The following is a 25102-nucleotide window of genomic DNA, read 5'->3' as shown; positions in this document are numbered from 1 at the left end:
ATGATGATTCCATTTAACGCGCCGCCGGTGGTGGGAACCGAACTTGATTATATGCAGTCCGCGATGGGCAGCGGCAAGCTGTGCGGCGATGGCGGTTTTACCCGCCGCTGTCAGCAGTGGATGGAGCAGCGTTTCGGCACCGCCAAAGCGCTGCTGACGCCGTCCTGCACCGCTTCGCTGGAGATGGCAGCGCTGCTGCTGGACATCCAGCCGGGCGATGAAGTGATTATGCCGAGTTATACCTTCGTCTCCACCGCCAACGCCTTTGTGCTGCGCGGCGCGAAAATCGTCTTCGTTGATATTCGTCGCGATACCATGAATATTGATGAAACGCTGATTGAAGCGGCCATTACCGAGAAAACCCGCGCGATTGTGCCGGTCCACTACGCCGGCGTGGCCTGCGAGATGGACACCATTATGGCTATCGCCAGCAAGCATAATCTGTTTGTGGTGGAGGATGCCGCTCAGGGCGTGATGTCGACTTATAAAGGTCGGGCGCTCGGCACTATCGGCCATATTGGCTGCTTCAGCTTCCATGAAACCAAAAACTACACCGCGGGCGGTGAAGGCGGCGCGACGCTGATTAACGATCGCAAGCTGATCGAGCGCGCAGAGATCATTCGTGAAAAAGGCACCAACCGCAGCCAGTTTTTCCGTGGTCTGGTGGATAAATATACCTGGCGCGATATCGGCTCCAGCTATCTGATGTCCGATTTACAGGCCGCCTACCTGTGGGCGCAACTGGAAGCGGCGGAGCGGATTAACCAGCAGCGCCTGGCGCTGTGGCAGAACTACTACGATGCCCTGCTGCCGCTGGCGCGGGCTGGACGTATCGATCTGCCGATCGTTCCTGCCGACTGCGGGCAAAATGCGCACATGTTCTATATCAAGCTGCGCGATATTGACGATCGCAGCAAGCTGATCGCCTGGCTGAAAGAGGCGGAGATTCTGGCGGTGTTCCACTATATCCCGCTGCACAGCTGCCCGGCCGGAGAAACCTTCGGCGAGTTCCACGGGACGGATCGCTACACCACTCAGGAGAGCGAACGCCTGCTGCGTCTGCCGTTATTCTACAACCTGTCGAACGTCAACCAGCGCACGGTAATTAACTCGCTGCTGAGCTATTTCTCCTGATATGTCGCTGGCAAAAGCGTCTCTGTGGACCGCGGCGTCCACGCTGGTCAAAATCGGCGCCGGTCTGCTGGTGGTTAAGCTGCTGGCCGTGTCGTTCGGCCCGGCAGGGGTAGGGCAGGCGGGTAACTTCCGCCAGCTGGTGACCGTACTTGGCGTACTGGCGGGGGCCGGGATATTTAACGGCGTCACTAAGCTGGTAGCCCAGCATCATGACGATCGCCGGCAGTTGTACAACGTCGTTGGCACCGCTTCGGCGATGGTACTGGGTTTCTCCACCCTGCTGGCGCTGATCTTCCTGCTGGCGGCCGCGCCAATTAGCCAGGGGCTGTTCGGCCATCAGCAATATCAGAACCTGGTGCGGCTGGTGGCCCTGGTGCAGATGGGGATCGCCTGGGCGAATTTCCTGTTAGCGCTGATGAAAGGTTTTCGCGATGCGGCGGGCAATGCGCTGTCGCTTATCGCCGGGAGCCTGATTGGCGTGGCGGCGTACTATGCCTGCTACCGTTTCGGCGGCTACCAGGGCGCATTGCTGGGACTGGCGCTGGTACCCGCGCTGGTGGTGGTGCCAGCGGCCTTCGTACTGTGGCGACGCGGTAATATTCCGCTGAGCGCGCTGCGCCCGCGTTGGGACAACGGCCTGGCGGGGCAGCTGTCCAAATTTACCCTGATGGCGCTGATTACCTCGGTGACGCTGCCGGTCGCCTACGTGATGATGCGTAACCTGCTGGCGGCCCATTATGGTTGGGACGCGGTGGGGATCTGGCAAGGGGTGAGCAGCATTTCCGACGCCTATCTGCAGTTTATTACCGCCTCATTTAGCGTTTATCTGTTACCGACATTGTCCCGGCTAACGGCGAAAGCGGATATCACCCGCGAAATTGGCAAAGCGTTAAAATTTGTTCTCCCGGCGGTGGCGGCAGCAAGCTTAACGGTGTGGCTGCTGCGCGATTTCGCTATCTGGCTACTTTTTTCCGATCGTTTCACGGCGATGCGCGACCTGTTTGCCTGGCAACTGGTGGGCGATGTACTGAAGGTGGGGGCGTACGTCTATGGCTATCTGGTGATCGCCAAAGCCTCGCTGCGTTTTTATATTTTGACGGAAATCAGCCAGTTCGCGCTGTTGACCGCATTCTCGCACTGGCTTATCCCGGTGCATGGCGCAATCGGCGCGGCGCAGGCGTATATGGCTACTTATATTGTTTATTTCGCTCTCTGTAGCGGCGTGTTTTTACTTTGGCGTAAACGGGCATGACAGCACTGATACATGTACTGGGATCGGATATCCCGCACCACAACCAGACCGTGCTGCGGTTCTTTAATGATGAGCTGGCCGTCGATGACGAGCAGGCGCGTATATTTATGGTCGTCGGTGAGGAGACAGGGATCCGCGCAGCCTATCCCGCGCTCTCCATCAGCTGTTATCCGGGGAAAAAGTCGCTGGCGCAGGCGGTTATCGCGCTGGCAAAAGCGAACCGGCAGCAGCGCTTTTTCTTTCACGGCCAGTTCAATACCGGCCTGTGGCTGGCGCTGCTCAGCGGCGGGATCCGCCCGGCGCAGTTTAACTGGCATATCTGGGGAGCGGACCTGTATGAGAACTCCGCCAGCCTGAAGTTTCGTCTGTTTTATCCCCTGCGGCGCATGGCGCAGGGCCGGGTAGGGCGCGTGTTTGCTACCCGCGGCGATCTGAGCTGGTTCGCCGCCCGCCATTCGGGCGTGCCGGGTGAGCTGCTCTACTTCCCGACCCGCATGGATCCGGCGCTGAATTCGCTCGCCGATAGCGCCCCGCGCGGCGACACGCTGACTATCCTGGTGGGTAATTCCGGCGACCGCAGCAACGAGCATATCGCGGCGCTGCGCGCGATTCGCCAGCAGTTTGGCGATACGGTTAACGTTGTCGTGCCGATGGGCTATCCGGCCAATAATAGCGACTACATTAACGAAGTTCGCGAGGCCGGCGCGGCTCTGTTCAGCCCACAGCATCTCCAGGTATTGAGCGACAAGCTGGCGTTTGATGATTATCTTGCGCTGCTGCGCCGCTGCGATCTGGGCTACTTCCTGTTTGCCCGCCAGCAGGGTATCGGCACGCTATGCCTGCTGATTCAGGCGGGGATCCCTTGCGTGCTGAATCGGGATAATCCCTTCTGGCAGGATATGTCGGAGCAGCATATTCCGGTACTCTTTACCCGCGATGCGCTGGACGTGAGCGTTGTGCGTGAAGCACAGCGCCAGCTGGCCGGCGTGGATAAAAATCAGATCGCCTTCTTCCGTCCGAATTATCTGACGGGCTGGCGACGAGCGTTGCGGATTGCCGCGGGGGTGGACGCATGACATTAATGCAATTTAGCGGGCTGCTGCTGGTCTGGCTGCTGTCGACGCTTTTTATCGCCACCGCCACGTACTTTGAATTTCGTCGCGTGCGCTTCAACTTCAACGTTTTTTTCTCGCTGCTGTTTCTGCTGACCTTTTTCTTTGGCTTCCCGCTGACCAGTATTCTGGTGTTTCGCTTTGACGTCGCGGTCGCCCCGCCGGAAATTCTGCTGCAAACCCTGTTGGTTTCCGTCTGTTTTTATGCGGTTTACTATGCCACCTACAAAACGCGGCTACGCTCGGCGACGCGCGGCCATTCGCATCGTCCGCTGTTTACGATGAATCGCGTGGAGACCCATCTGACCTGGGGCATTTTACTGGGGCTGGCGCTGCTCTGCGTCGGCATCTTCTTTGCGCACAACGGATTTCTGCTATTCAAGCTCAACTCCTATAGCCAGATCTTCTCCAGCGAAGTTTCCGGCGTGGCGCTAAAGCGCTTCTTCTACTTTTTCATCCCGGCAATGCTGGTGGTCTATTTTCTGCGTCAGGATTATAAAGCGTGGATATTCTTCCTCGTTAGCACCGTCGCCTTTGGCCTGCTGACCTACGCCATCGTTGGCGGCACCCGGGCGAATATTATCATCGCTTTTGCCATTTTCCTGTTTATCGGCATCATTCGCGGCTGGATCAGCCTGTGGATGCTGGCGGCGGCGGGCGTGCTGGGCATCGTCGGTATGTTCTGGCTGGCCCTCAAACGCTACGGTATGAACGTCAGCGGCGATGAGGCGTTTTATACTTTCCTCTATCTGACCCGCGACACCTTCTCGCCGTGGGAGAACCTGGCCCTGCTGCTGCAAAACTACGACAAGATTGAGTTTCAGGGACTGGCGCCCATCGTCCGGGATTTCTATGTCTTTATCCCCAGCTGGTTGTGGCACGGTCGACCGACAATGGTGCTCAATACCGCGAACTATTTCACCTGGGACGTGCTGAATAACCATTCTGGCCTGGCGATTTCGCCGACCCTGATTGGCTCGCTGGTGGTGATGGGAGGCGTCTGGTTCGTGCCGCTGGGAGCGGTAGCGGTTGGGCTGATCATTAAATGGTTTGACTGGCTGTACGAGCTTGGCAACCGGGAGACGAACCGCTATAAAGCGGCGATCCTGCACAGTTTCTGTTTTGGCGCTATCTTCAACATGATCGTGCTGGCGCGTGAAGGGCTGGATTCATTTGGTTCCCGCGTGGTTTTTTTCCTCGTCATCTTTGGGTTCTGCCTGCTGGCGGCAAAACTGCTGTACTGGTTCCTGGATAGCGTGGGGCTGATTCACAAGCGGGCTAAACCGCTGACGCAACCTCAAGTCTGATAAGGGTGTACATGACTGAGACCACATCCGCGCCGTTGTATCTGCTGAGAGGGCTACAACTCATTGGTTGGCGCGATATGCAACACGCTCTGGATTATCTGTACGCCGACGGCGAGATCCGTACGGGGACGCTGGTGGCGATTAATGCAGAGAAGATGCTGGCGGTAGAAGACAGCCCCGACGTTCGGGCGCTGATCGAAGCCGCAGAATTCAAATACGCTGACGGCATCAGCGTAGTTCGCTCATTACGTAAAAAATATCCTCAGTCGCAAGTGTCGCGCGTCGCCGGCGCGGATTTATGGGAAGCCCTGATGGCGCGCGCAGGCGCTCAGGGAACGCCGGTATTTCTGATCGGCGGCAAGCCCGAGGTACTGGCGCAAACGGAGCAGCAGCTTCGCCAGCGCTGGAATGTGAATATCGTTGGAAGCCAGGACGGCTATTTTGCCGCTGACCAGCGTCAGGCGCTATTTGAGCGTATCCGCGATAGCGGGGCGAAGATCGTCACGGTGGCGATGGGCTCGCCGCGTCAGGAAATCCTGATGCGCGACTGTCGGGACGTTTATCCGCAGGCGCTGTATATGGGCGTGGGCGGTACCTACGACGTCTTTACCGGCCACGTGCAGCGGGCGCCGAAGTTCTGGCAGGACCTGGGTCTGGAGTGGTTCTATCGACTGGTTTCGCAGCCGAGCCGCATAAAAAGGCAGGCGCGCCTGCTGCGCTATTTACGCTGGTATTACACCGGTAAGCTGTGACATTCCACTGCAAGCGGGCGGGTTTACCTGGGTATTCTGTGTAATGTCTTCACTCGCCTGATACTTTATTTGCCATTTCCCTCAAATTCATTAACCATTCGCATGCTTAAAACGCGACGGTCAGTTTACCGTCGCGCAGGCAGGGCTATTCCATTTTATTCATTCATAAAAATAACCGGTATAGACACATCCTGGTTGGGATGCGCTTAAACCCGGAGCAGGGCAAACACAAGAGGTTATATGACTGAGAAAAAAGCGGAACTTCAGCGGGGACTGGAGGCGCGACACATTGAGCTAATCGCCCTTGGCGGCACGATTGGCGTGGGGTTATTTATGGGCGCGGCAAGTACGCTCAAGTGGGCCGGACCTTCGGTTCTGCTGGCGTATATTATTGCCGGGCTCTTTGTCTTCTTTATCATGCGTTCGATGGGCGAAATGCTGTTCCTTGAACCGGTAACCGGCTCGTTCGCCGTTTATGCCCACCGCTATATGAGCCCGTTTTTCGGCTATCTCACCGCATGGTCCTACTGGTTTATGTGGATGGCGGTCGGGATATCGGAGATTACGGCGATCGGGGTCTATGTCCAGTTCTGGTTCCCGGAGATGGCGCAGTGGATACCGGCGCTTATCGCGGTTGGGCTGGTAGCGCTGGCGAATCTGGCGGCGGTACGTCTGTACGGCGAAATTGAATTCTGGTTCGCCATGATTAAGGTCACCACCATTATTGTGATGATCGTGGTGGGGCTGGGCGTTATTTTCTTTGGCTTTGGCAACGGCGGACACGCTATTGGCTTTGGCAATCTGACCGAGCACGGTGGCTTCTTCGCCGGCGGCTGGAAGGGTTTCCTGACGGCGCTGTGTATCGTGGTCGCTTCCTACCAGGGCGTCGAGCTTATCGGCATTACGGCCGGTGAAGCGAAGAACCCGCAGGTCACGCTGCGCAGCGCGGTAGGCAAAGTGCTGTGGCGAATCCTGATTTTCTACGTGGGGGCGATTTTCGTGATCGTCACTATTTTCCCGTGGGATCAGATTGGCTCCAACGGCAGTCCGTTCGTGCTGACCTTTGCCAAAATCGGCATCACCGCGGCGGCAGGTATTATTAACTTTGTAGTACTCACGGCGGCGCTGTCCGGCTGTAACAGCGGAATGTACAGCTGCGGACGCATGCTCTACGCGCTGGCAAGGAATCGTCAGCTGCCTGCGGCCATCGCCAAAGTCTCGCGCAACGGCGTACCCTCGGCGGGCGTGGCGCTATCGATCCTGATTCTGCTGGTCGGTTCGTGCCTGAACTACATTATCCCTAATCCACAGCGGGTTTTCGTCTACGTCTACAGCGCCAGCGTGCTGCCGGGCATGGTACCGTGGTTTGTGATTCTGATTAGCCAGCTGCGTTTTCGTCTCGTGCATAAAGAAGCCATGGCCAGCCATCCGTTTCGCTCGCTGCTGTTCCCGTGGGCAAACTATTTGACCATGGCGTTCCTGGTTTGCGTGCTAATAGGGATGGGATTTAACGACGATACGCGTATGTCGCTCTTTGTCGGAATAATTTTCCTTGCCGCCGTGACGCTTATTTATAAGGTATTTGGCCTTGGTCGACGCGGAAATGTTGATAATGTGGCGCAATAAGCAACAAAACGCACAAAGCATGAGCAAACGATAATTTTCTTTAAAAAGGCACTAGACAGCGGGGTAGGAAGTCCGTATTATCCGACCCCGCAACGGCGCTAAGCGCCCGTAGCTCAGCTGGATAGAGCGCTGCCCTCCGGAGGCAGAGGTCTCAGGTTCGAATCCTGTCGGGCGCACCATTTACCCGGTGCTGGAGCTGCGGTGGTTTCAATACCGCGTAAAAGATTTGCAGTGGTGGCTATAGCTCAGTTGGTAGAGCCCTGGATTGTGATTCCAGTTGTCGTGGGTTCGAATCCCATTAGCCACCCCATTATTTAGAAAGTTGTGATATTGCGAAGGTGGCGGAATTGGTAGACGCGCTAGCTTCAGGTGTTAGTGTTCTTACGGACGTGGGGGTTCAAGTCCCCCCCCTCGCACCACGACTTTATAAAGAATTGAACTAAAAATTCAAAAAAGCAGTACATCGGCGAGTAGCGCAGCTTGGTAGCGCAACTGGTTTGGGACCAGTGGGTCGGAGGTTCGAATCCTCTCTCGCCGACCAATTTTGAACCCCGCTTCGGCGGGGTTTTTTGTTTTCTGATTTTGCAAAAAAAACTCTTTTATCTTCCTGATATCGCAAATAATATTCCGCTAATCACAATGCTATTTATTCTCCAGAATAGTCCCAATTCCCTGTTCGGGTAGATGCATTTTCTACCGATCCTGTGCGATAATAACCGGGTAGATGCTCATTCCATCTCTTATGTTCGCCTTAGTGCCTCATAAACTCAGGAATGATGCAGAGCCGTTTTACGGTGCTTATCGTCCACTGACAGATGTCGCGCAAGCCTCATCAAACACCATGGACACTACGTTGAGTGAAGCACCCAATTTGTTGTCAAACAGACCTGTTTTAACGCCTGCTCTGGTTTCAGAGCAGGCGTTTTTTTCTTTTCAGGGATCGGAAAGCGTTCAGGCGGGAAGAGAAGAGATTCTCGCCCCCGGCGGAGGCGAGAATCGCATTATTGCTGCGGGTTGTTTTGCAGGGTTAACAGCAGGCCGTCGCGACGCATCGTCGCCGCTTCTTCCGGCTGATGCAGGCGGTCGAGGGTATCGGCCAGCCACGCGTAGTCAAACGCATCCGGGCGCTGCTTGAGCGCAGCGCGGAACGCAATGCTGGCTTCCTGCCACTCGCCGTGGCGCATGAGCGATTGTCCCAGCGTACTCCACAGCAGCGGGCGGTCGCCGACCGTTTTAATCTGCTGACGCAGCACTTTTTCCAGCTGTTCCGGATTATTGGTTTTCAGCCGCGGGATCGGCATGACCAGACGGTCGTCGTAGTGCTTTTTCAGACCATCGATAATAATCTGCTGCGCGGTATCATGGTCGTCGCTTTCGATAAGGCGATTCGCCATTGCCACCTGTAGCGCCACCTGGCTGCGGGTTTTACGGTTCTGGTTTTTCCACCAGCCGCGCAAACCTTCGCTGCCGCCGTCGGCCAGCGTTTTATCCATCAGACCAATCCACGCCAGCTGTTCCAGTTCGGCGCGGTGCTCTTCATCGCTGACGTCGGCTTTCGCCATTGACGGAATGATATCCAGCAGCGAATTCCAGGCTCCGGTACGAATGTAGGCCTGCTCGGCGAGGCGCAGGACCTCCGGATGACGCGGCGTGATCTCCAGCAGCTTGTCGATACCGTGGCGGGCGGCGTGGTTTTCATTACGCGCCAGCTGCAGACGTACGCGGGTGATTTCGACAGGAATCAGGTCGTCGCCGGCGAGCTCGGTGGCGCGCTCCAGATGCTGGTTGGCGCGAGCTTCATCCCCTCGCTGCTGAGCGGCTTCTGCCGCCAGCAGGTAGTTCACAACCGGCTGCTCAGCGTGATCGGCATTTTTCGCCATCAGCTTCTCAACCTGCTGATAATCGCCTTCCGCCAGCTTCAGCAGCGCCTGCTCGGTTTGCTTACGGGCGCGACGACGTTTGCGGCCCACGAACCAGCCGCGGGTATGCGCGCCGGTGCGGAAAATACGCCGTAGCAGCCACTCAATGGCAAACAGCACCACCATGGTGAGGATCATGATGATCGCTAGCCCGGTGACGCTGGTTTCAATGTTGTAGTTATCGGTCTGGATCAAGACGTAGCCCTGATGACCGGCGATCATCGGGCCAACAACGATCCCGGCAAGCAGCAGCGCGAAGAGTAAGAGAATTTTCAACATGCGTTACTCTCCTTGTGGCGCAGGGACAGGGGCTGGAGCCGGTGCGCTGGGTTGGGTTTCAGCCGGCTGCGCCATCAGATTACGAACGCGCGTCTGCATGAGCTTCTCAAGCAGCGCCTGGCTCTGCAGGCTCTCTGGTACGTTCATGGTGATGCTTTGCTGGCTGAGCTTATCCACATCCTCAAGGAAGGCTTTAGTGGTCGCGTCTTCAGTATCGTAGTAGGCGCGAACCCAGGTTGAGACGTTATCCAGCGCCTGTTTGTAGGTTTCTTCCTGATGACGTGGAACGGCCTGCGCCGCGACCAGCAGACGCGAGCGAATGTTTTCGCGCAGGTAGACGTCCTGGTTTGGCGCCAGCAGCGGCACGGCGGTCTCATCTCGGCGGCGAACGGTAATAAAGCTGTCCATAAAGTTCTGCCAGCTTTTTTGCAGGTTTACCCGCCACTCGCTAATGGAGCTGGACAGCTCATCGCTATCGGAATCCATCGGGGTGTCATCGTCATTATTGTCCGCCAGACGTAAATTATCGATCTGGTTGGCGAGCTGGTTAACCTTCAGAATGATGCCGTCATAGTCCACCTGACTTACGGCGGAGAGCGAGGCGATATCGTCGGTGATGGCGCGACGGGCGCTAATCAGACTTGGATCGTTCATGTCGGCCAGGCTGGCATCGGCGCTTTTCAGCAGCGCGGCGGCGGTCGTCACGTCCTGATCGCTCCACAGCTTACGTCCGGCCAGCTTCACGAGGAAATCAGCTTGCGCGAGCAGCCAGGTTTTTGCGTCGCTGCCGGAAATGACCGCGACCTTCTCCTGCACTTCTTCCAGCTTCTTCGCCAGAGCATCCTGCTGACGCTGCGCTTGCGTCAGCTGGTCGGCCTGCTGCTTAATGATGCCTTCAAGCTCGCTTTTTTGGTTTTCCTGCGCTTTTTGCAGCGCGGCGATCTGGCTGGATAGCCCGGCGCTGGCTTCGCTCTGGCGGGTCGCCTGGGTCTTCGTCAAGCCATAAAGACCTATGCCAGCGGCGAGGGCGATAGCGATAGCTATGGCGCTCAGAGCGAGGCTGGTTTTACTGCCGCCGTTTTTCTTTTCTACGTTATTTTCTGGCTGTGGCGTCGTGTCCACGGCCTCCCTGGTCTCTTCAACCACGGCGGATTGATTCTGTTGTTCCGTCATTATGGCTTCCAATGTTGAGAGTTATTGTAATGCGCGTAGCAGCGCATCGTTGTCGGCGCTATCGGCAACCTGGATATCCTGCCAGCCCAATTCCCTGGCCTGTTCGGCCAGACGTTCACTGACAACTAAAATGCGACAGCTCAGGAGCCAACGCTCGCGATACCACTGTGGTATTAGCATCCAGAGCTGCTGCAGCATCTCGCCGCTGGTAATAACCAGCGTCGAAACCCCGCGAGACTGCCAGCGCATTGCTTCTTCTGCGCCATCATAGTGCCTCGCACTACGTTGATAACATTCACAAAAAGTGACATCGGCACCGCGTTCGCGAAGCGTGTCGCCGAGTAATTCTCGTCCGCCGTTGCCGCGCAGGATGAGCGCTTTTTTCCCCGCAATGTTTTGTAATTCAGGTAATTGTAGCAAGACTTCGCTGATTTCCCGATCTAACGGGTAGCGAACTTGTCGATTGCTGACTTTATGCAGTGCCAGCGCGGTGGTGCGGCCAATGGCAAAATAGTCGGGCGCAGCGGGCCAGCGCAGCCCCTGCTGCTGGAGGCGAGAGTGGGAAAACTCAACGGCGTGCTGGGATAGCGCGAAGAGTAAATCGCCCGCCGCCAGGCTTGCCAACTGGCTGCCCAGCTCAGGGAGCTGTCGGCCTGGGGTAAACTCGATGAGCGGAAAGCTCCAGGCCACGCGTCCCAGCGCGCGCAGGCGGCTGACTAACTCTTCGCCTTGCGGCAGCGGACGGGTAACCAGAATGCTCATCGTGGCGCTTCTCCTGCGTAAACGACGGCGAGAATGTCGCGCGCGCCGTTATCCAGGAGTTCTTCGGCAAGGGAGACGCCCAGCGTTTCGGCATCTTCCGGACGACCGCGCCGCTCGCCGCGTACCGTGTGCGAGCCATCCGGCGCGCCAACCAGCGCGCGCAGCCATAGTTCACCGTCGATCAGTTCGGCATAGCTGCCGATAGGCACCTGGCAACCGCCTTCAAGCCGGGTGTTCATCGCCCGTTCAGCGCGTACGCGTATGGCCGTTTCCGTATGGTTCAGCGGGGCCAGCAGCGCTTTGGTCCATTCGTCGTCAAGGCGACACTCGATGCCGACAGCGCCCTGGCCGACGGCGGGCAGAGATTGCTCCGGTGACAGCGGTTGACGAATACGCGCTTCCAGATTCAGACGTTTAAGCCCTGCGGCGGCAAGAATGATCGCGTCGTACTCGCCGCTATCGAGCTTGCTTAAACGGGTGCCAACGTTGCCTCGCAGGGAGCGGATGGTGAGATCCGGCCGCGCTGCGGCCAGCTGACACTGGCGGCGTAAACTTGATGTGCCTACGACGCTGCCGTGCGGCAGTTCATCAATGGAAGCGTAGTGATTCGAGACAAACGCATCGCGCGGATCTTCCCGTTCACAAATGGTCACCAGCCCCAGTCCTGCGGGAAATTCCACCGGCACGTCTTTCATGGAATGGACGGCAATATCGGCGCGACCTTCCAGCATCGCCAGCTCTAACTCTTTCACAAAGAGCCCCTTGCCGCCCACTTTTGCAAGGGGCGTATCAAGGATCACGTCGCCGCGGGTGACCATCGGCACCAGTTCAACGGAAAGCCCCGGATGACAGGCTTCCAGACGCTCTTTCACATAATGTGCCTGCCATAGCGCAAGCGGGCTTTGCCGTGTGGCAATTCTCAAAACTTTGTCTAACATGCTTGTTACCGTCATAGTCGACCACTAACCATCCTAACATTGTTGTCTTAGGGATGTTAGTTTTGTGGGGGTAAGGGTCGCGGCCATCATTTTAGCCTTTCATGCGTTTGCGGGTTGCCGCAAACGTAGTGAAGAATTTACACGTAGTAAAGGGTGCTACACTTGTATGTAGCGCATCTTTCTTTACGGTCAATCAGCAAGGTGTTAGATTGATCACGTTTTAAACCATTTGTCAGTCAGCAGCTCATCACAACCACACCGACGACGAATGGTGACGGTTTTTGTTGAAATACTGAAACTCTCCGTACTATTGTACGTCGGGTTTTTGAACATCAGGCGATATGTCTTGTACCTCTATATTGAGACACTGAAACAGAGACTGGATGCCATCAACCAATTGCGCGTGGATCGCGCCCTTGCTGCCATGGGACCCGCTTTCCAGCAGGTTTACAGTCTACTGCCGACATTACTACATTATCATCATCCGCTGATGCCGGGTTACCTTGACGGTAACGTTCCCCGTGGCATTTGCCTCTACACGCCTGATGAAACCCAACGTCACTACCTTGACGAGCTTGAACTCAATCGTGGAATGCTGACCCAGGAACCGCCGAAAGGCGAGCTGCCGATCACCGGCCTTTACTCCATGGGCAGTACTTCTTCCGTCGGCCAAAGCTGCTCTTCCGACCTGGATATCTGGGTTTGCCATCAGTCGTGGCTGGATAGCGAAGAGCGCCAGCTGCTGCAGCGCAAATGTAGCCTGCTGGAAAGCTGGGCGGCGTCGCTGGGCGTTGAGGTGAGTTTCTTCCTGATCGACGAAAACCGCTTCCGCCATAACGAAAGCGGCAGCCTGGGCGGTGAAGACTGCGGCTCAACTCAACACATCCTGCTGCTGGATGAGTTTTACCGCACCGCGGTGCGCCTTGCCGGGAAGCGTATTCTGTGGAATATGGTGCCGTGCGAGGAAGAGGAGCATTACGATGATTACGTGATGAGCCTCTACGCGCAGGGCGTGCTGACGCCGAACGAATGGCTGGATCTCGGCGGCCTGAGTTCCCTGTCGGCGGAAGAGTACTTCGGCGCCAGCCTGTGGCAGCTGTATAAAAGCATCGACTCGCCCTATAAGGCGGTGCTGAAGACGCTGCTGCTGGAAGCGTACTCCTGGGAGTATCCCAACAACCGCCTGCTGGCGAAAGATATCAAGCAGCGCCTGCATGACGGTGAAATCGTATCGTTTGGCCTCGACCCTTACTGCATGATGCTGGAGCGCGTGACGGTCTATCTGCAGGCCATCGAAGATGAAACGCGCCTCGATCTGGTGCGTCGATGTTTCTATTTAAAAGTCTGCGAGAAGCTGAGCCGCGAGCGCGCCTGCGTCGGCTGGCGTCGCGAAGTCGTCAGCCACCTGGTGAAAGAGTGGGGCTGGGATGAAAAGCGTCTGATGATGCTCGATAACCGGGCCAACTGGAAGATTGACGAAGTCCGTAAAGCGCATAACGAGCTGCTTGATGCGATGATGCAGAGCTATCGTAACCTGATTCGCTTTGCGCGCCGCAATAACCTGAGCGTTTCCGCCAGTCCGCAGGATATTGGCGTGCTGACGCGTAAGCTGTACGCCGCCTTTGAAGCGCTGCCGGGGAAAGTCACCCTGGTCAACCCGCAAATTTCGCCGGATCTGTCTGAGCCGAATCTGACCTTTATCCACGTGCCGCCGGGCCGTGCCAACCGTACCGGCTGGTATGTCTATAACCGCGCGCCGGATATGGAGTCGATCATCAGCCACCAGCCGCTGGAATATAACCGTTATCTTAATAAGCTGGTGGCCTGGGCCTGGTTTAACGGCCTGCTGACGTCACGCACTCGCCTGTTTATTAAGGGCAACGGCATTGTCGATTTGGCTAAACTGCAGGAGATGGTGGCTGACGTGGCGCACCACTTCCCGCTGCGCCTGCCGTCCCCGACGCCGAAAGCGCTGTATAGCCCGTGCGAAATTCGCCATCTGGCGATTATCGTCAATCTCGAATATGACCCGACGGCGGCCTTCCGCAATCAGGTGGTGCATTTTGACTTCCGTAAGCTCGATGTTTTCAGCTTCGGCGAAGAGCAAAAGTGCCTGATTGGCAGCATCGATCTGCTGTACCGCAACTCGTGGAACGAGGTGCGAACGCTGCATTTTAACGGCGAGCAGGCGATGATCGAAGCGCTGAAAACGATTCTCGGCAAGATGCATCAGGACGCCGCGCCGCCGGATAGCGTGGAGGTCTTCTGCTATAGCCAGCATTTGCGCGGCCTGATCCGTACTCGCGTGCAGCAGCTGGTTTCTGAATGCGTTGAGCTACGCCTCTCCAGCACCCGTCAGGATACCGGCCGCTTTAAAGCGCTGCGCGTTTCCGGGCAGACCTGGGGGCTGTTCTTCGAGCGCCTTAACGTCTCGGTACAGAAGCTGGAAAACGCCATCGAATTCTACGGCGCGATTTCGCATAACAAACTGCATGGTCTGTCGGTGCAGGTGGAAACCAACCACGTCAGACTGCCGCAGGTGGTGGATGGTTTTGCCAGCGAAGGGATCATTCAGTTCTTCTTTGAAGATGCGGATAACGATAACGGATTTAACATCTATATTCTTGATGAGAGCAACCGCGCCGAGGTGTATCACCACTGCGAGGGCAGCAAAGAGGAGCTGGTGCGCGACGTCAGCCGCTTCTACTCTTCGTCGCATGACCGCTTTACCTACGGCTCCAGCTTTATCAACTTTAACCTGCCGCAGTTTTATCAAATCGTCGACGTCGACGGTCGCGAACAGGTGATCCCGTTCCGCAGCCAGGTGATTGCCGCCGCCACCGCTTCAGCCGGTCAGGATGCTGCATCATCGCCGATGCTGCAGCACTATTCCTGAGAAAGGGTAGCGTGCGGTAGAGGGTTATGTAGCCCGGATAAGGCGTCAGCCGTAATCCGGGGAACTCGAATCACGCGCGCTTAGCGAAAACTCACCGCTTCACCGGCCTGCGCGGTCGCCGCCTGTTCCAGTAGATCCCAGAACGTTTCGCCGCTGCGATCGCACACCCACTCGTCGCCTTTCAAGTCGAAATGGTAGCCGCCTTGCTTCGTTGCCAGCCACACCTGGTGCAGCGGCTCCTGACGGTTAATGATAATTTTGCTGCCGTTTTCAAAGCTGATAGTCAGCACGCCGCCGTTGATTTCGCAGTCGATATCGCTGTCGCCATCCCAGTCGTCGAGGCGCTCTTCGATAGTCATCCACAGGGTATCGGCCAGTCGATGGAATTCACTGTCGTTCATGGTTCTTTCCCGCTTTTTTGATAGTGGCGGCAGTATAGCGCGAAACAAAAGCGCGCGCAGTGAGATGCTAAACGCTTGCTTTTACGTCTTCTCCTGCGATGATAGAAAGCAGAAAGAATGAATTACGGGCAACTATCCATGAAAAACGTTTTCCCAGCGCTTGCCGTTTTATTAGCGGTCCTCAGCCTGACCGGCTGTGGCCTGAAAGGGCCGCTTTATTTCCCACCAGCGGATAAAACGGCGCCTCCGCCGACTAAACCGGTTGATAGCGGTATCCAGAGCTCTACGCCGGATCGTAACGATCGCGGCGATAGCGGTGGTCCGACCCAGGTGAATTACTGACAGTTCCGCGCTGCTGGAGTAGATGATGCAGTTCTCTAAGATGCATGGCCTTGGCAATGACTTTATGGTCGTTGACGCGGTAACTCAGAATGTTTTTTTCTCCCCGGAACTGATTCGCCGCCTGGCGGATCGGCATCTTGGCGTGGGCTTCGATCAGCTGCTGGTGGTTGAGCCGCCCTACGATCCAGAGCTCGATTTCCACTATCGCATCTTCAATGCAGACGGTAGCGAAGTGGCGCAATGCGGCAACGGCGCGCGCTGTTTCGCCCGCTTTGTGCGCCTGAAAGGCCTGACCAATAAACGTGACATCCGCGTGAGTACGTCAAATGGCCGTATGGTATTAAGCGTGACGGAAGACGATTTGGTGCGCGTGAATATGGGCGAGCCGAACTTCGAACCGTCGCAGGTGCCGTTTCGCGCGAACAAAGCGGAAAAGACCTATATCATGCGCGCCGCCGAACAGACAGTATTGTGCGGCGTGGTGTCGATGGGTAATCCGCACTGCGTTATTCAGGTCGATGATGTGGAAACCGCGACGGTGGAAACGCTCGGTCCGGTGATGGAAAACCACGAGCGCTTCCCGGAGCGGGCGAACATCGGCTTTATGCAGGTGGTCAGCCGCTCCCATATTCGTCTGCGCGTGTATGAACGCGGCGCGGGTGAAACGCAGGCCTGCGGCAGCGGCGCCTGTGCGGCGGCGGCAGTAGGTATCCAGCAGGGTTTACTGGGCGAGGAGGTCCGCGTGGAATTACCCGGCGGGCGTCTTGATATCGCCTGGAAAGGTCCGGGCCAACCGTTGTATATGACTGGCCCGGCGGCACATGTCTATGACGGATTTATTCATTTATGAAACAAGTCGGGGAAGAACAGCAGGAAATCACCAGCGTGCTGAACGATCGCGCAGTGGTGGACTATCTGTTGCAACATCCTGAATTCTTTATTCGTAATGCGGCGCTGGTGGAGCACATGTCGGTTCCGCATCCGGTACGTGGTTCGGTCTCGCTGGTGGAATGGCATATGGCGCGGGCGCGGAATCATATCAACGTGCTGGAAGAGAATATGTCGCTGCTGATGGCGCAGGCGACGGCGAACGAAAGCCTGTTTCAGCGCCTGTTTGATCTCCAGACGCGGCTGGCGGCGGCCGATAGCCTTGATGAAATGCTGAACCGCTTTCATCGCTGGGCGCGCGAGCTGGGGCTGGCGGGCGCGACGGTGCGCCTGTTTCCCGACAGCTGGCGGCTCGGCGCGCCCTCTAAATTCACCCATCTGGCGATAAGCCGTCAGGCGTTTGAGCCCATTCGCATCCAGCGGCTTGGCCAGCAGCGCCACTATCTTGGCCCATTGAACGGTCCGGAACTGCTGGTGGCGCTGCCGGAAGCAAAAGCCGTTGGCTCGGTGGCGATGTCGCTGCTGGGGGGTGATGAAGCGCCCGGCGTGATGCTGTTCAGCAGTCGCGATCCCCAGCACTATCAGCAAGGTCAGGGAACGCAGCTGTTGCAGGAAATTGCGTCGATGCTCCCGGGGTTGCTGGAGCGCTGGATCGAGCGCGCATGAACGCCTCACCGCTGTTGCCTTCCGTAGAGCGCTTTTTACGCTATCTCGGCGTCGAGCGTCAGCTTAGCCCAATAACGCTGCTGAACTACCGCCGTCAGCTCGAGACGCTTATCGCGCTGGCGGAAAACGCCGGGCTGAAAAGCTGGCAGCAGTGCGATGCCGCCCAGGTCCGTAGCCTGGCGGTACGCAGCCGTCGTCAGGGGCTGGGGCCGGCGAGCCTGGCGTTACGCCTCTCCGCATTACGCAGCTTCTTTGACTGGCTGGTGAGCCAGGGTGAACTGGCGGCTAATCCGGCAAAGGGGATTTCGGCGCCGAAAACACCGCGCCATTTACCGAAAAATATCGATGTCGACGACGTTAACCGGCTGCTGGATATCGATCTTAACGATCCGCTGGCGGTACGCGACAGGGCGATGCTGGAAGTGATGTACGGCGCGGGGCTGCGTCTCTCGGAGCTGGTGAGTCTCGACATTAAGCACCTCGATCTGGAATCCGGCGAGGTGTGGGTGATGGGCAAAGGCAGCAAAGAGCGCCGCCTGCCGATTGGCCGCAACGCGGTGGCGTGGATTGAGCACTGGCTCGACCTGCGCGGCCTGTTCGGCGCCGATGAAGACGCCCTGTTCTTATCGAAACTGGGCAAGCGAATTTCAGCGCGCAATGTGCAAAAGCGCTTTGCCGAATGGGGCGTTAAGCAGGGCCTCAACAGTCACGTACATCCGCATAAGCTGCGCCACTCCTTCGCGACTCATATGCTGGAGTCGAGCGGCGATCTGCGCGGAGTGCAGGAGCTGCTGGGGCATGCGAACCTTTCCACCACTCAAATCTATACCCATCTTGATTTTCAACACCTTGCGTCGGTGTACGATGCGGCGCATCCGCGCGCCAAACGGGGGAAATAATGCGTTTTTACCGACCTCTGGGCCAGATTTCAGCACTGACATTTGACCTGGACGATACCCTTTATGACAACCGCCCGGTGATTGACCGGACGCTGCATGAGTCGCTGAGCTTTGTGCGCAGCTACCATCCGTCGCTGAGTCAATTTGACGCCAGCGAACTCAACCGGCTGCGCCAGACGCTGCTGGCCTCAGAGCCGGAAATTTACCACGATGTCACCGAGTGGCGCCGCCGCGCGCTGGAGCTGGGGATGCTCAACGCCGGGCTTTCTGCGGCGCTGGCGAAAACGGGGGCGGATGAAGCGATGGCCAACTTCGCCCACTGGCGCAGCCTGATCGACGTCCCGCAAGAGACGCACGATACGCTGGCGAAGCTGGCGGAAAAATGGCCGCTGGTGGCCATTACCAACGGTAATGCCCGGCCGGAGCTTTTTGGCCTGAGCGACTACTTCCGCTTCGTGCTGCGCGCCGGTCCGGACGGGCGCTCTAAACCTTTTGCCGATATGTATCATCTGGCGGCAGAGCGGCTGGAGCTGCCGCTGGCGCAGATTCTGCACGTCGGTGACGATCTGACGACCGACGTGGCGGGCTCCATTCGCTGCGGCATGCAGGCCTGTTGGATCAAACCGCAGGGCGTAGACCTGATGCGCACCGCCGACAGCCGTCTGCTGCCGCACATCGAAATTTCACGGTTGGCATCTCTGACCTCGCTGATATAATCGTCAGTAGTTCTGTATAAATTAACAGTAGCCCGGTGAACTGCACGTTGCCGGGCGTCTCATTTCCGGCGGTGCCAATGGACGTTTCTTACCTGCTCGACAGCCTTAATGACAAACAGCGTGAAGCCGTTGCGGCATCACGTACGAATATGCTGGTTCTGGCAGGAGCGGGCAGCGGTAAGACGCGCGTGCTGGTACACCGCATCGCCTGGCTGCTGAGCGTTGAGAACTGTTCCCCTTACTCCATTATGGCGGTGACCTTTACCAACAAAGCGGCGGCGGAGATGCGCCATCGTATTGGTCAACTGATGGGCACCACCCAGGGCGGTATGTGGGTCGGCACTTTCCACGGCCTGGCGCACCGGCTGCTGCGCGCCCATCACCTTGATGCCAACCTGCCGCAGGACTTCCAGATCCTCGATAGCGAAGACCAGCTGCGCCTGCTTAAGCGCCTGATTAAGGCGATGAACCTCGATGAGAAGCAGTGGCCGCCGCGTCAGGCGATGTGGTACATCAACGGCCAGAAAGACGAAGGCCTGCGCCCGCACCATATTCAGAGCTACGGCAACCCGGTTGAGCAGACCTGGCAGAAGGTGTATCAGGCCTATCAGGAAGCCTGCGATCGGGCGGGGCTGGTGGATTTCGCCGAGCTGCTGCTGCGCGCGCACGAACTGTGGCTGAATAAGCCGCATATTCTGCAGCACTACCGCGAGCGCTTTACCAATATCCTGGTCGACGAATTCCAGGATACCAACAACATTCAGTACGCGTGGATCCGCCTGCTGGCGGGCGATACCGGCAAGGTGATGATCGTCGGCGATGACGATCAGTCCATTTACGGCTGGCGCGGCGCGCAGGTGGAGAACATCCAGCGCTTCCTCAACGATTTCCCCGGCGCGGAAACTATCCGCCTCGAGCAAAACTATCGCTCGACCAGCAATATCCTCAGCGCGGCGAACGCCCTGATTGAGAACAACAGCGGACGGCTGGGAAAAAAATTGTGGACCGACGGCGCCGACGGCGAGCCGATTTCGCTCTACTGCGCGTTTAACGATCTTGATGAGGCGCGCTTTGTCGTCAACCGCATCAAAACCTGGCAGGAAAACGGCGGGGCGCTGGAGCAGTGCGCGATTCTGTATCGCAGCAACGCCCAGTCGCGCGTGCTGGAAGAGGCGCTGCTGCAGGCCAGCATGCCGTATCGTATTTATGGCGGCATGCGCTTCTTCGAACGCCAGGAGATCAAAGATGCGCTCTCCTATCTGCGCCTGATCGCCAATCGTAATGACGACGCGGCGTTTGAGCGCGTGGTGAATACCCCGACGCGCGGTATCGGCGATCGCACCCTGGACGTGGTGCGCCAGACCTCGCGCGATCGCCAGCTAACGCTATGGCAGGCCTGCCGCGAGCTGTTAAAAGACAAAGTCCTGGCCGGGCGAGCCGCCAGCGCCCTGCAGCGTTTTATGGAGCTTATTGACGCGCTGGCGCAGGAGACCGCCGATATGCCGCTGCACGTGCAGACCGACCGGGTAATTAAAGACTCCGGTCTGCGCATGATGTACGAGCAGGAGAAAGGCGAGAAAGGCCAGACGCGTATTGAAAACTTAGAGGAGCTGGTGACGGCAACGCGCCAGTTCAGCTACAACGAAGAAGATGAAGATCTCATGCCGCTGCAGGCGTTTCTCTCGCACGCGGCGCTGGAGGCGGGAGAAGGGCAGGCGGATACCTGGCAGGACGCGGTACAGCTGATGACCCTGCACTCGGCGAAAGGGCTGGAGTTCCCACAGGTCTTTATCGTTGGGGTGGAAGAGGGGATGTTCCCGAGCCAGATGGCGCTGGATGAGGGCGGCCGCCTCGAAGAAGAACGCCGCCTGGCCTACGTCGGCGTCACCCGCGCGATGCAGAAGCTCACGTTGACCTACGCGGAAACCCGCCGCCTGTATGGCAAAGAGGTGTATCACCGGCCATCGCGCTTTATCGGCGAGCTGCCGGAGTCGTGCGTAGAAGAGGTGCGGCTGCGCGCGACGGTGAGCCGTCCGGTCAGCCATCAGCGGATGGGGACGCCGATGGCGGAAAACGACACCGGCTACAAGCTGGGCCAGCGCGTGCGCCATGCCAAGTTTGGCGAAGGCACGATCGTTAACCTCGAAGGCAGCGGTGAACACAGCCGCCTGCAGGTTGCGTTTCAGGGGCAGGGGATCAAATGGCTGGTCGCGGCGTACGCCCGGCTGGAAACAGTGTAACAGTAAGAAAAATATCATAATTTTGTAATATTCTGCTACCTTTATACGTTAAGGAGCTTGATTTGCTCTTTAGCGTTCCGTTGCGTGTTGACGCCGTTTTTGCGCTGGCGTAACATGCGCGCACGATTACGCTAAGAGGACATTCGCCTTGGACACACCCAGTAGATGCTGGCTCAATTTCCTGCCCATCAGGAACAACTCCTAAGGCTATCCTCTTATGCTGATAGCCTTAGCGGTTGTCAGCGACTCGTTCTATTCCCGTCGCTCTGAGTCAGGCTTAATGGTCTGAAACCCAAATTGTTTCTGTGTGCCCACCGAACTGTCCGATAATTTTTTGCATTGGGAGTCCCGGTCATGCTGAGCGCATTTCAACTGGAAAACAATCGTTTAACGCGGCTTGAAGCCGACGAGATCAAGCACCTCGCCAGTTCGGTGTGGGTCGATCTGGTCGAGCCTGACGACGATGAACGTAGCCGCGTGCAAACGGAATTGGGCCAGAACCTGGCGACGCGCCCGGAGCTGGAAGACATCGAAGCGTCAGCGCGTTTCTTTGAGGATGAAGACGGCCTGCATATCCACTCATTTTTCTTTTTTGAAGATGCTGAGGATCACGCCGGTAACTCTACCGTGGCGTTCACTATCCGCGAAGGCCGTCTGTTCACCCTGCGCGAACGGGAGCTGCCCGCTTTCCGCCTGTATCGCATGCGCGCCCGCAGCCAGTCGATGGTGGACGGCAACGCCTACGAGCTGCTGCTGGACCTGTTCGAAACCAAAATTGAGCAGCTGGCGGATGAAATCGAAAACATCTATAGCGATCTGGAAAAGCTCAGCCGGGTGATCATGGAAGGCCGACAGGGCGACGACTACGACGAGGCGCTCTCGACGCTGGCGGAGCAGGAAGATATCGGCTGGAAAGTTCGCCTGTGTCTGATGGATACCCAGCGCGCGCTGAACTTCCTCGTACGTAAAGCCCGTCTGCCGGCAGGCCAGCTGGAGCAGGCGCGTGAGATCCTGCGCGATATCGAATCCCTGCTGCCGCACAACGAATCGCTGTTTCAGAAGGTTAACTTCCTGATGCAGGCGGCGATGGGTTTTATCAACATCGAGCAGAACCGCATCATCAAAATCTTCTCGGTGGTCTCCGTGGTGTTCCTGCCGCCGACGCTGGTGGCATCCAGCTATGGGATGAACTTTGAGTTTATGCCCGAGCTGCACTGGAGCTTTGGCTACCCCGGGGCGATTGTCTTTATGATGCTCGCCGGTCTGGCGCCGTATCTGTACTTTAAGCGCAAAAACTGGCTGTAAAAAAAGGAGCTTCGGCTCCTTTTTTTTGCGTATTGGTCTGGCTTTATGCCCTACGTGTCCGGCGTATCGTGTAAATCGCATCCATCACGAAAATCGCCAGCGCCACCCAGATAAAGGCGAAGGTCACCATTTTATCCGCGCCCGGCACTTCGCCGTAGAAGGTCACCGCCAGCAGGAACATTAGCGTCGGGCCGATATACTGGAAGAAGCCCAGCGTGGAGAGGCGCAGACGCGTCGCCGCGCCGGTAAAGCACAGCAGCGGAATAGTGGTGACCACGCCTGCCGCCATCAGCAGTAGGTTCAGCGACCACGGATTCTGCCCCATGTGGCTGGTCGGGCTATCGGCGATGCCAAACAGATAAATCGCGGCGACCGGCAGCAGCCAGAGCGTCTCAAACAGCATCCCGGTTTGCGCATCCACGGCGATCTTTTTACGCAGCAGGCCGTAAAAAGCGAAGCTGAACGCCAGGCCCAGGGCGATAATCGGCAGCGAGCCGAAGGTCCAGAGCTGTACCAGCACGCCGCAGGCGGCCAGCAGCACCGCCAGCCACTGCATCCGACGGAAACGCTCCCCGAGGAAGATCATCCCCAGCAGAATGTTCACCAGCGGATTGATAAAGTAGCCCAGGCTGGCTTCCAGCATATGATGATTATTCACCGCCCAGATAAACAGCAGCCAGTTACCGCCCACCAGCACCGCAGAGAGCGCCAGCAGCAACACTTTTTTTGGCGTTTTCAGCAGCCTTTTGACCTGTGGCCACTGGCGGCTGACGCTAATCAGCGCCACCATGAAGAAGAAGGACCAGATCACGCGGTGAGTCAGGATTTCATCGGCGGGAACATAGTAGATAAGCTTGAAGTACGCCGGCGCGATACCCCAGATAAAATAGGCGGCCAGGGCCAGCAGAACCCCCACCCGCGTTTGTTTAGCATCCATCGGTACAAATCCATTGCCAAAGAGAGTGATGTTACTCGATTTAGGCCGATCAACCCACCATATACGTCGCCGTGGCGCTGGCGATATACACCTGCTCTTCGTTATGTAGTTCGACGCGGGCTACCGCCACTTTGTTACCGGCGCGCAGCAGGCTGCTGGTGGCGGTAAAGCGTTCCCCGCGGCCTGGACGCAGGTAGTCGACGCGCAGATCGATGGTGCCCATCCGCGACAGGCGCTGGCGCAGCTCTTCTTCATTGATGGTGTCGTGCCGGGTGAGCGTACTGCCGACGCATACCAGTCCCGCCGCGACGTCCAGCGCTGAGGCGATCACGCCGCCATGTAAGATGCTCTGCGCCCAGTTGCCGACCATCATCGGCTGGTTGTTGAAACTCAGCTGGGCAAATTCCTTTTCATAACGCTCCAGCTCCAGGCCTAAGGCACGATTAAACGGCATATGGTAGACGAAAATTTCTCCCACCAGCTTCAGGGCGGCGGCGGCGGTCAGTTCAGACATAACAGCATTTCCAAAAGTTAATGAAATGTTGATTTTATGCTTCTAAAATATTGATTTCTACTTTAAGAACGGATAACAGGTCAGAAGACGTATAAATAGGTAGAATGCTGCCTGGGTTAAACAGAAATAATAAATATCCATCCAGGAGAACAGCAATGCGTATCTCTTTGGCCTGCCTGCTGGCGTTTATTGCGCTTCCGGCTGGCGTTCTGGCGCAGGACGCGCCGGTGAATAAACAGGTCCACGACACCCCGGCCGTTCGCGGGAGCATTATCGCCAACCTATTACAGGACCATGATAATCCGTTCCTGCTCTATCCCTATGAGAGCAACTATTTGCTCTATACGTGGACCAGCGATCTTAACAAAGAAGCGATTCGTAGCTACGACTGGGCCGAGAACGCGCGTAAAGATGAAGTGAAGTTCCAGCTCAGCCTGGCGTTTCCATTATGGCGCGGGATTTTGGGCGAGAATTCGCTGCTGGGCGCTTCGTATACGCAAAAATCCTGGTGGCAGCTCTCCAACAGCAAAGAGTCCGCGCCGTTTCGCGAAACCAACTACGAGCCGCAGCTGTTCCTCGGTTTCGCGACCGATTACTCGTTCGCCGGCTGGACGCTGCGCGACGTTGAAATGGGATATAACCACGACTCTAACGGCCGTTCCGATCCCACTTCCCGCAGCTGGAACCGCCTCTATACCCGGCTGATGGCGCAAAATGGCAACTGGCTGGTCGAGGTGAAGCCCTGGTACGTGATTGGCAGCACCGACGATAACCCGGATATCACCAAATATATGGGGTATTACCGGCTGAAAGTGGGCTATCAGCTGGGCGACGCTATTCTCAGCGCCCAAGGGCAATATAACTGGAATACCGGCTACGGCGGCGCCGAGCTTGGGGTGAGCTATCCGATCACCAAACACGTGCGCGTCTATACTCAGGTTTATAGCGGTTATGGCGAGTCGCTCATCGATTATAACTTTAATCAGACCCGCGTTGGCGTCGGGCTGATGCTCAACGATCTGTTTTAATCGTTGCACTCTGGCT

At 57.2% G+C, this 25102-nt stretch carries 23 protein-coding genes and 4 tRNA genes; 20 read left to right on the top strand and 7 right to left on the bottom strand.

Going from position 1 to position 25102, the window contains the following annotated elements; genetic code table 11:
• The first annotated feature begins 3 nt into the window (after positions 1-3).
• The 10 genes from rffA (at position 4) to GUC22_RS26060 (ending at position 7724) form a co-directional block, all read left to right on the top strand.
• Positions 4-1134 (top strand): dTDP-4-amino-4,6-dideoxygalactose transaminase, encoded by a 1131-nt coding sequence (rffA, locus tag GUC22_RS26105; protein WP_024360629.1) that lies wholly within the window; start codon positions 4-6, stop codon positions 1132-1134.
• A 1-nt stretch (position 1135) separates the two neighbouring features.
• On the top strand, positions 1136-2386 hold the full coding sequence (gene wzxE / locus GUC22_RS26100; RefSeq protein WP_049086028.1) for a lipid III flippase WzxE: 1251 nt from the start codon (positions 1136-1138) through the stop codon (positions 2384-2386).
• Positions 2383-3462 carry a TDP-N-acetylfucosamine:lipid II N-acetylfucosaminyltransferase gene (locus GUC22_RS26095; RefSeq protein WP_024360627.1) on the top strand — a complete coding sequence of 360 codons (1080 nt, stop codon included), beginning with the start codon at positions 2383-2385 and terminating at the stop codon, positions 3460-3462. Before wzxE ends, GUC22_RS26095 begins: the two co-directional genes overlap by 4 nt.
• Positions 3459-4805, top strand: coding sequence for an ECA oligosaccharide polymerase (gene wzyE / locus GUC22_RS26090; protein WP_154932940.1), 1347 nt, complete (start codon positions 3459-3461; stop codon positions 4803-4805). The genes GUC22_RS26095 and wzyE overlap by 4 nt, the downstream gene beginning before the upstream one ends.
• Before the next feature lie 11 nt (positions 4806-4816).
• Positions 4817-5557 carry a lipopolysaccharide N-acetylmannosaminouronosyltransferase gene (gene wecG / locus GUC22_RS26085; RefSeq protein ID WP_004133273.1) on the top strand — a complete coding sequence of 247 codons (741 nt, stop codon included), beginning with the start codon at positions 4817-4819 and terminating at the stop codon, positions 5555-5557.
• A gap of 240 nt (positions 5558-5797) precedes the next feature.
• A complete protein-coding gene (gene thrP / locus GUC22_RS26080) occupies positions 5798-7183 on the top strand; it encodes a bifunctional threonine/serine APC transporter ThrP (protein ID WP_004133272.1) in 1386 nt (461 codons plus the stop codon).
• 102 nt (positions 7184-7285) lie between these two features.
• Positions 7286-7362: transfer RNA gene (locus GUC22_RS26075), tRNA-Arg, on the top strand.
• A 55-nt stretch (positions 7363-7417) separates the two neighbouring features.
• Positions 7418-7493, top strand: a tRNA-His gene (locus GUC22_RS26070).
• A gap of 22 nt (positions 7494-7515) precedes the next feature.
• Positions 7516-7602 (top strand) — tRNA-Leu (locus GUC22_RS26065).
• A 45-nt stretch (positions 7603-7647) separates the two neighbouring features.
• Positions 7648-7724, top strand: a tRNA-Pro gene (locus GUC22_RS26060).
• A 460-nt stretch (positions 7725-8184) separates the two neighbouring features.
• On the opposite strand, the gene hemY is transcribed toward GUC22_RS26060, so the two are convergent.
• Genes hemY through hemC form a run of 4 tightly spaced genes read right to left on the bottom strand, consistent with a single transcriptional unit; the run spans position 8185 to position 12254 of the window.
• Positions 8185-9381: a protoheme IX biogenesis protein HemY gene (hemY, locus tag GUC22_RS26055; protein WP_004133271.1), complete on the bottom strand. Its 1197-nt coding sequence runs from the start codon at positions 9379-9381 to the stop codon at positions 8185-8187.
• Positions 9382-9384: 3 nt separating this feature from the next.
• A complete protein-coding gene (gene hemX, locus GUC22_RS26050) occupies positions 9385-10554 on the bottom strand; it encodes a uroporphyrinogen-III C-methyltransferase (RefSeq protein ID WP_024360626.1) in 1170 nt (389 codons plus the stop codon).
• Positions 10555-10575: 21 nt separating this feature from the next.
• A complete protein-coding gene (gene hemD / locus GUC22_RS26045; RefSeq protein WP_024360625.1) occupies positions 10576-11316 on the bottom strand; it encodes a uroporphyrinogen-III synthase in 741 nt (246 codons plus the stop codon).
• Complete coding sequence (gene hemC, locus GUC22_RS26040; protein ID WP_064342054.1) at positions 11313-12254, bottom strand: hydroxymethylbilane synthase; 942 nt, start codon at positions 12252-12254, stop codon at positions 11313-11315. The genes hemD and hemC overlap by 4 nt, the downstream gene beginning before the upstream one ends.
• A 346-nt stretch (positions 12255-12600) precedes the next feature.
• Here hemC and cyaA point away from each other — a divergent pair, with 346 nt between their 5' ends.
• Positions 12601-15150 carry a class I adenylate cyclase gene (gene cyaA, locus GUC22_RS26035; RefSeq protein ID WP_024360623.1) on the top strand — a complete coding sequence of 850 codons (2550 nt, stop codon included), beginning with the start codon at positions 12601-12603 and terminating at the stop codon, positions 15148-15150.
• Between the two features lie 80 nt (positions 15151-15230).
• Here the strand turns inward: cyaA and cyaY are convergent, their stop codons facing one another.
• Positions 15231-15551, bottom strand: a complete 321-nt coding sequence (gene cyaY, locus GUC22_RS26030; protein WP_004097546.1) for an iron donor protein CyaY — start codon at positions 15549-15551, stop codon at positions 15231-15233.
• A gap of 138 nt (positions 15552-15689) precedes the next feature.
• Here cyaY and lptM point away from each other — a divergent pair, with 138 nt between their 5' ends.
• The 8 genes from lptM (at position 15690) to corA (ending at position 22607) form a co-directional block, all read left to right on the top strand.
• Entirely contained in the window at positions 15690-15893 is a 204-nt protein-coding gene (lptM, locus tag GUC22_RS26025; RefSeq protein WP_024360622.1) for an LPS translocon maturation chaperone LptM, read from the top strand.
• 25 nt (positions 15894-15918) lie between these two features.
• A complete protein-coding gene (gene dapF, locus GUC22_RS26020) occupies positions 15919-16743 on the top strand; it encodes a diaminopimelate epimerase (protein ID WP_004127458.1) in 825 nt (274 codons plus the stop codon).
• Complete coding sequence (locus tag GUC22_RS26015; RefSeq protein WP_004133256.1) at positions 16740-17447, top strand: DUF484 domain-containing protein; 708 nt, start codon at positions 16740-16742, stop codon at positions 17445-17447. The genes dapF and GUC22_RS26015 overlap by 4 nt, the downstream gene beginning before the upstream one ends.
• A complete protein-coding gene (xerC, locus tag GUC22_RS26010; RefSeq protein WP_049088907.1) occupies positions 17444-18346 on the top strand; it encodes a tyrosine recombinase XerC in 903 nt (300 codons plus the stop codon). The genes GUC22_RS26015 and xerC overlap by 4 nt, the downstream gene beginning before the upstream one ends.
• On the top strand, positions 18346-19062 hold the full coding sequence (gene yigB, locus GUC22_RS26005) for a 5-amino-6-(5-phospho-D-ribitylamino)uracil phosphatase YigB (protein WP_154932858.1): 717 nt from the start codon (positions 18346-18348) through the stop codon (positions 19060-19062). Before xerC ends, yigB begins: the two co-directional genes overlap by 1 nt.
• A 77-nt stretch (positions 19063-19139) precedes the next feature.
• Positions 19140-21302 (top strand): DNA helicase II, encoded by a 2163-nt coding sequence (gene uvrD, locus GUC22_RS26000; RefSeq protein ID WP_004127467.1) that lies wholly within the window; start codon positions 19140-19142, stop codon positions 21300-21302.
• A gap of 148 nt (positions 21303-21450) precedes the next feature.
• Positions 21451-21507, top strand: coding sequence for a YsgD/CorL family protein (gene ysgD / locus GUC22_RS27665; protein ID WP_349817343.1), 57 nt, complete (start codon positions 21451-21453; stop codon positions 21505-21507).
• Between the two features lie 149 nt (positions 21508-21656).
• On the top strand, positions 21657-22607 hold the full coding sequence (gene corA, locus GUC22_RS25995) for a magnesium/cobalt transporter CorA (protein WP_004097564.1): 951 nt from the start codon (positions 21657-21659) through the stop codon (positions 22605-22607).
• A gap of 43 nt (positions 22608-22650) precedes the next feature.
• Here corA and rarD read toward each other — a convergent pair whose 3' ends face one another.
• Complete coding sequence (rarD, locus tag GUC22_RS25990; protein ID WP_004133249.1) at positions 22651-23544, bottom strand: EamA family transporter RarD; 894 nt, start codon at positions 23542-23544, stop codon at positions 22651-22653.
• A 49-nt stretch (positions 23545-23593) separates the two neighbouring features.
• Positions 23594-24058, bottom strand: a complete 465-nt coding sequence (gene yigI / locus GUC22_RS25985; RefSeq protein ID WP_004097567.1) for an acyl-CoA thioesterase YigI — start codon at positions 24056-24058, stop codon at positions 23594-23596.
• A 155-nt stretch (positions 24059-24213) separates the two neighbouring features.
• On the opposite strand from yigI, the gene pldA reads away from it, so the two are divergent.
• Positions 24214-25086 (top strand): phospholipase A, encoded by an 873-nt coding sequence (pldA, locus tag GUC22_RS25980; RefSeq protein WP_004133247.1) that lies wholly within the window; start codon positions 24214-24216, stop codon positions 25084-25086.
• Positions 25087-25102: the final 16 nt, after the last annotated feature.

This window comes from Klebsiella sp. MPUS7 (assembly GCF_009905335.1).
In the GTDB taxonomy this organism is placed as follows: domain Bacteria; phylum Pseudomonadota; class Gammaproteobacteria; order Enterobacterales; family Enterobacteriaceae; genus Klebsiella; species Klebsiella grimontii.
This window is presented reverse-complemented; position numbering and strand designations above follow the sequence as displayed.

What these genes read in the sequence shown, in the direction of transcription:
- rffA (WP_024360629.1), top strand. Translation starts at nt 4, where the DNA reads ATGATTCCATTTAACGCGCCGCCGGTGGTGGGAACCGAACTTGATTAT.
- wzxE (WP_049086028.1), top strand. Translation starts at nt 1,136, where the DNA reads ATGTCGCTGGCAAAAGCGTCTCTGTGGACCGCGGCGTCCACGCTGGTC.
- GUC22_RS26095 (WP_024360627.1), top strand. Translation starts at nt 2,383, where the DNA reads ATGACAGCACTGATACATGTACTGGGATCGGATATCCCGCACCACAAC.
- wzyE (WP_154932940.1), top strand. Translation starts at nt 3,459, where the DNA reads ATGACATTAATGCAATTTAGCGGGCTGCTGCTGGTCTGGCTGCTGTCG.
- wecG (WP_004133273.1), top strand. Translation starts at nt 4,817, where the DNA reads ATGACTGAGACCACATCCGCGCCGTTGTATCTGCTGAGAGGGCTACAA.
- thrP (WP_004133272.1), top strand. Translation starts at nt 5,798, where the DNA reads ATGACTGAGAAAAAAGCGGAACTTCAGCGGGGACTGGAGGCGCGACAC.
- hemY (WP_004133271.1), bottom strand. Translation starts at nt 9,381, where the DNA reads ATGTTGAAAATTCTCTTACTCTTCGCGCTGCTGCTTGCCGGGATCGTT.
- hemX (WP_024360626.1), bottom strand. Translation starts at nt 10,554, where the DNA reads ATGACGGAACAACAGAATCAATCCGCCGTGGTTGAAGAGACCAGGGAG.
- hemD (WP_024360625.1), bottom strand. Translation starts at nt 11,316, where the DNA reads ATGAGCATTCTGGTTACCCGTCCGCTGCCGCAAGGCGAAGAGTTAGTC.
- hemC (WP_064342054.1), bottom strand. Translation starts at nt 12,254, where the DNA reads ATGTTAGACAAAGTTTTGAGAATTGCCACACGGCAAAGCCCGCTTGCG.
- cyaY (WP_004097546.1), bottom strand. Translation starts at nt 15,551, where the DNA reads ATGAACGACAGTGAATTCCATCGACTGGCCGATACCCTGTGGATGACT.
- lptM (WP_024360622.1), top strand. Translation starts at nt 15,690, where the DNA reads ATGAAAAACGTTTTCCCAGCGCTTGCCGTTTTATTAGCGGTCCTCAGC.
- dapF (WP_004127458.1), top strand. Translation starts at nt 15,919, where the DNA reads ATGCAGTTCTCTAAGATGCATGGCCTTGGCAATGACTTTATGGTCGTT.
- GUC22_RS26015 (WP_004133256.1), top strand. Translation starts at nt 16,740, where the DNA reads ATGAAACAAGTCGGGGAAGAACAGCAGGAAATCACCAGCGTGCTGAAC.
- xerC (WP_049088907.1), top strand. Translation starts at nt 17,444, where the DNA reads ATGAACGCCTCACCGCTGTTGCCTTCCGTAGAGCGCTTTTTACGCTAT.
- yigB (WP_154932858.1), top strand. Translation starts at nt 18,346, where the DNA reads ATGCGTTTTTACCGACCTCTGGGCCAGATTTCAGCACTGACATTTGAC.
- uvrD (WP_004127467.1), top strand. Translation starts at nt 19,140, where the DNA reads ATGGACGTTTCTTACCTGCTCGACAGCCTTAATGACAAACAGCGTGAA.
- corA (WP_004097564.1), top strand. Translation starts at nt 21,657, where the DNA reads ATGCTGAGCGCATTTCAACTGGAAAACAATCGTTTAACGCGGCTTGAA.
- rarD (WP_004133249.1), bottom strand. Translation starts at nt 23,544, where the DNA reads ATGGATGCTAAACAAACGCGGGTGGGGGTTCTGCTGGCCCTGGCCGCC.
- yigI (WP_004097567.1), bottom strand. Translation starts at nt 24,058, where the DNA reads ATGTCTGAACTGACCGCCGCCGCCGCCCTGAAGCTGGTGGGAGAAATT.
- pldA (WP_004133247.1), top strand. Translation starts at nt 24,214, where the DNA reads ATGCGTATCTCTTTGGCCTGCCTGCTGGCGTTTATTGCGCTTCCGGCT.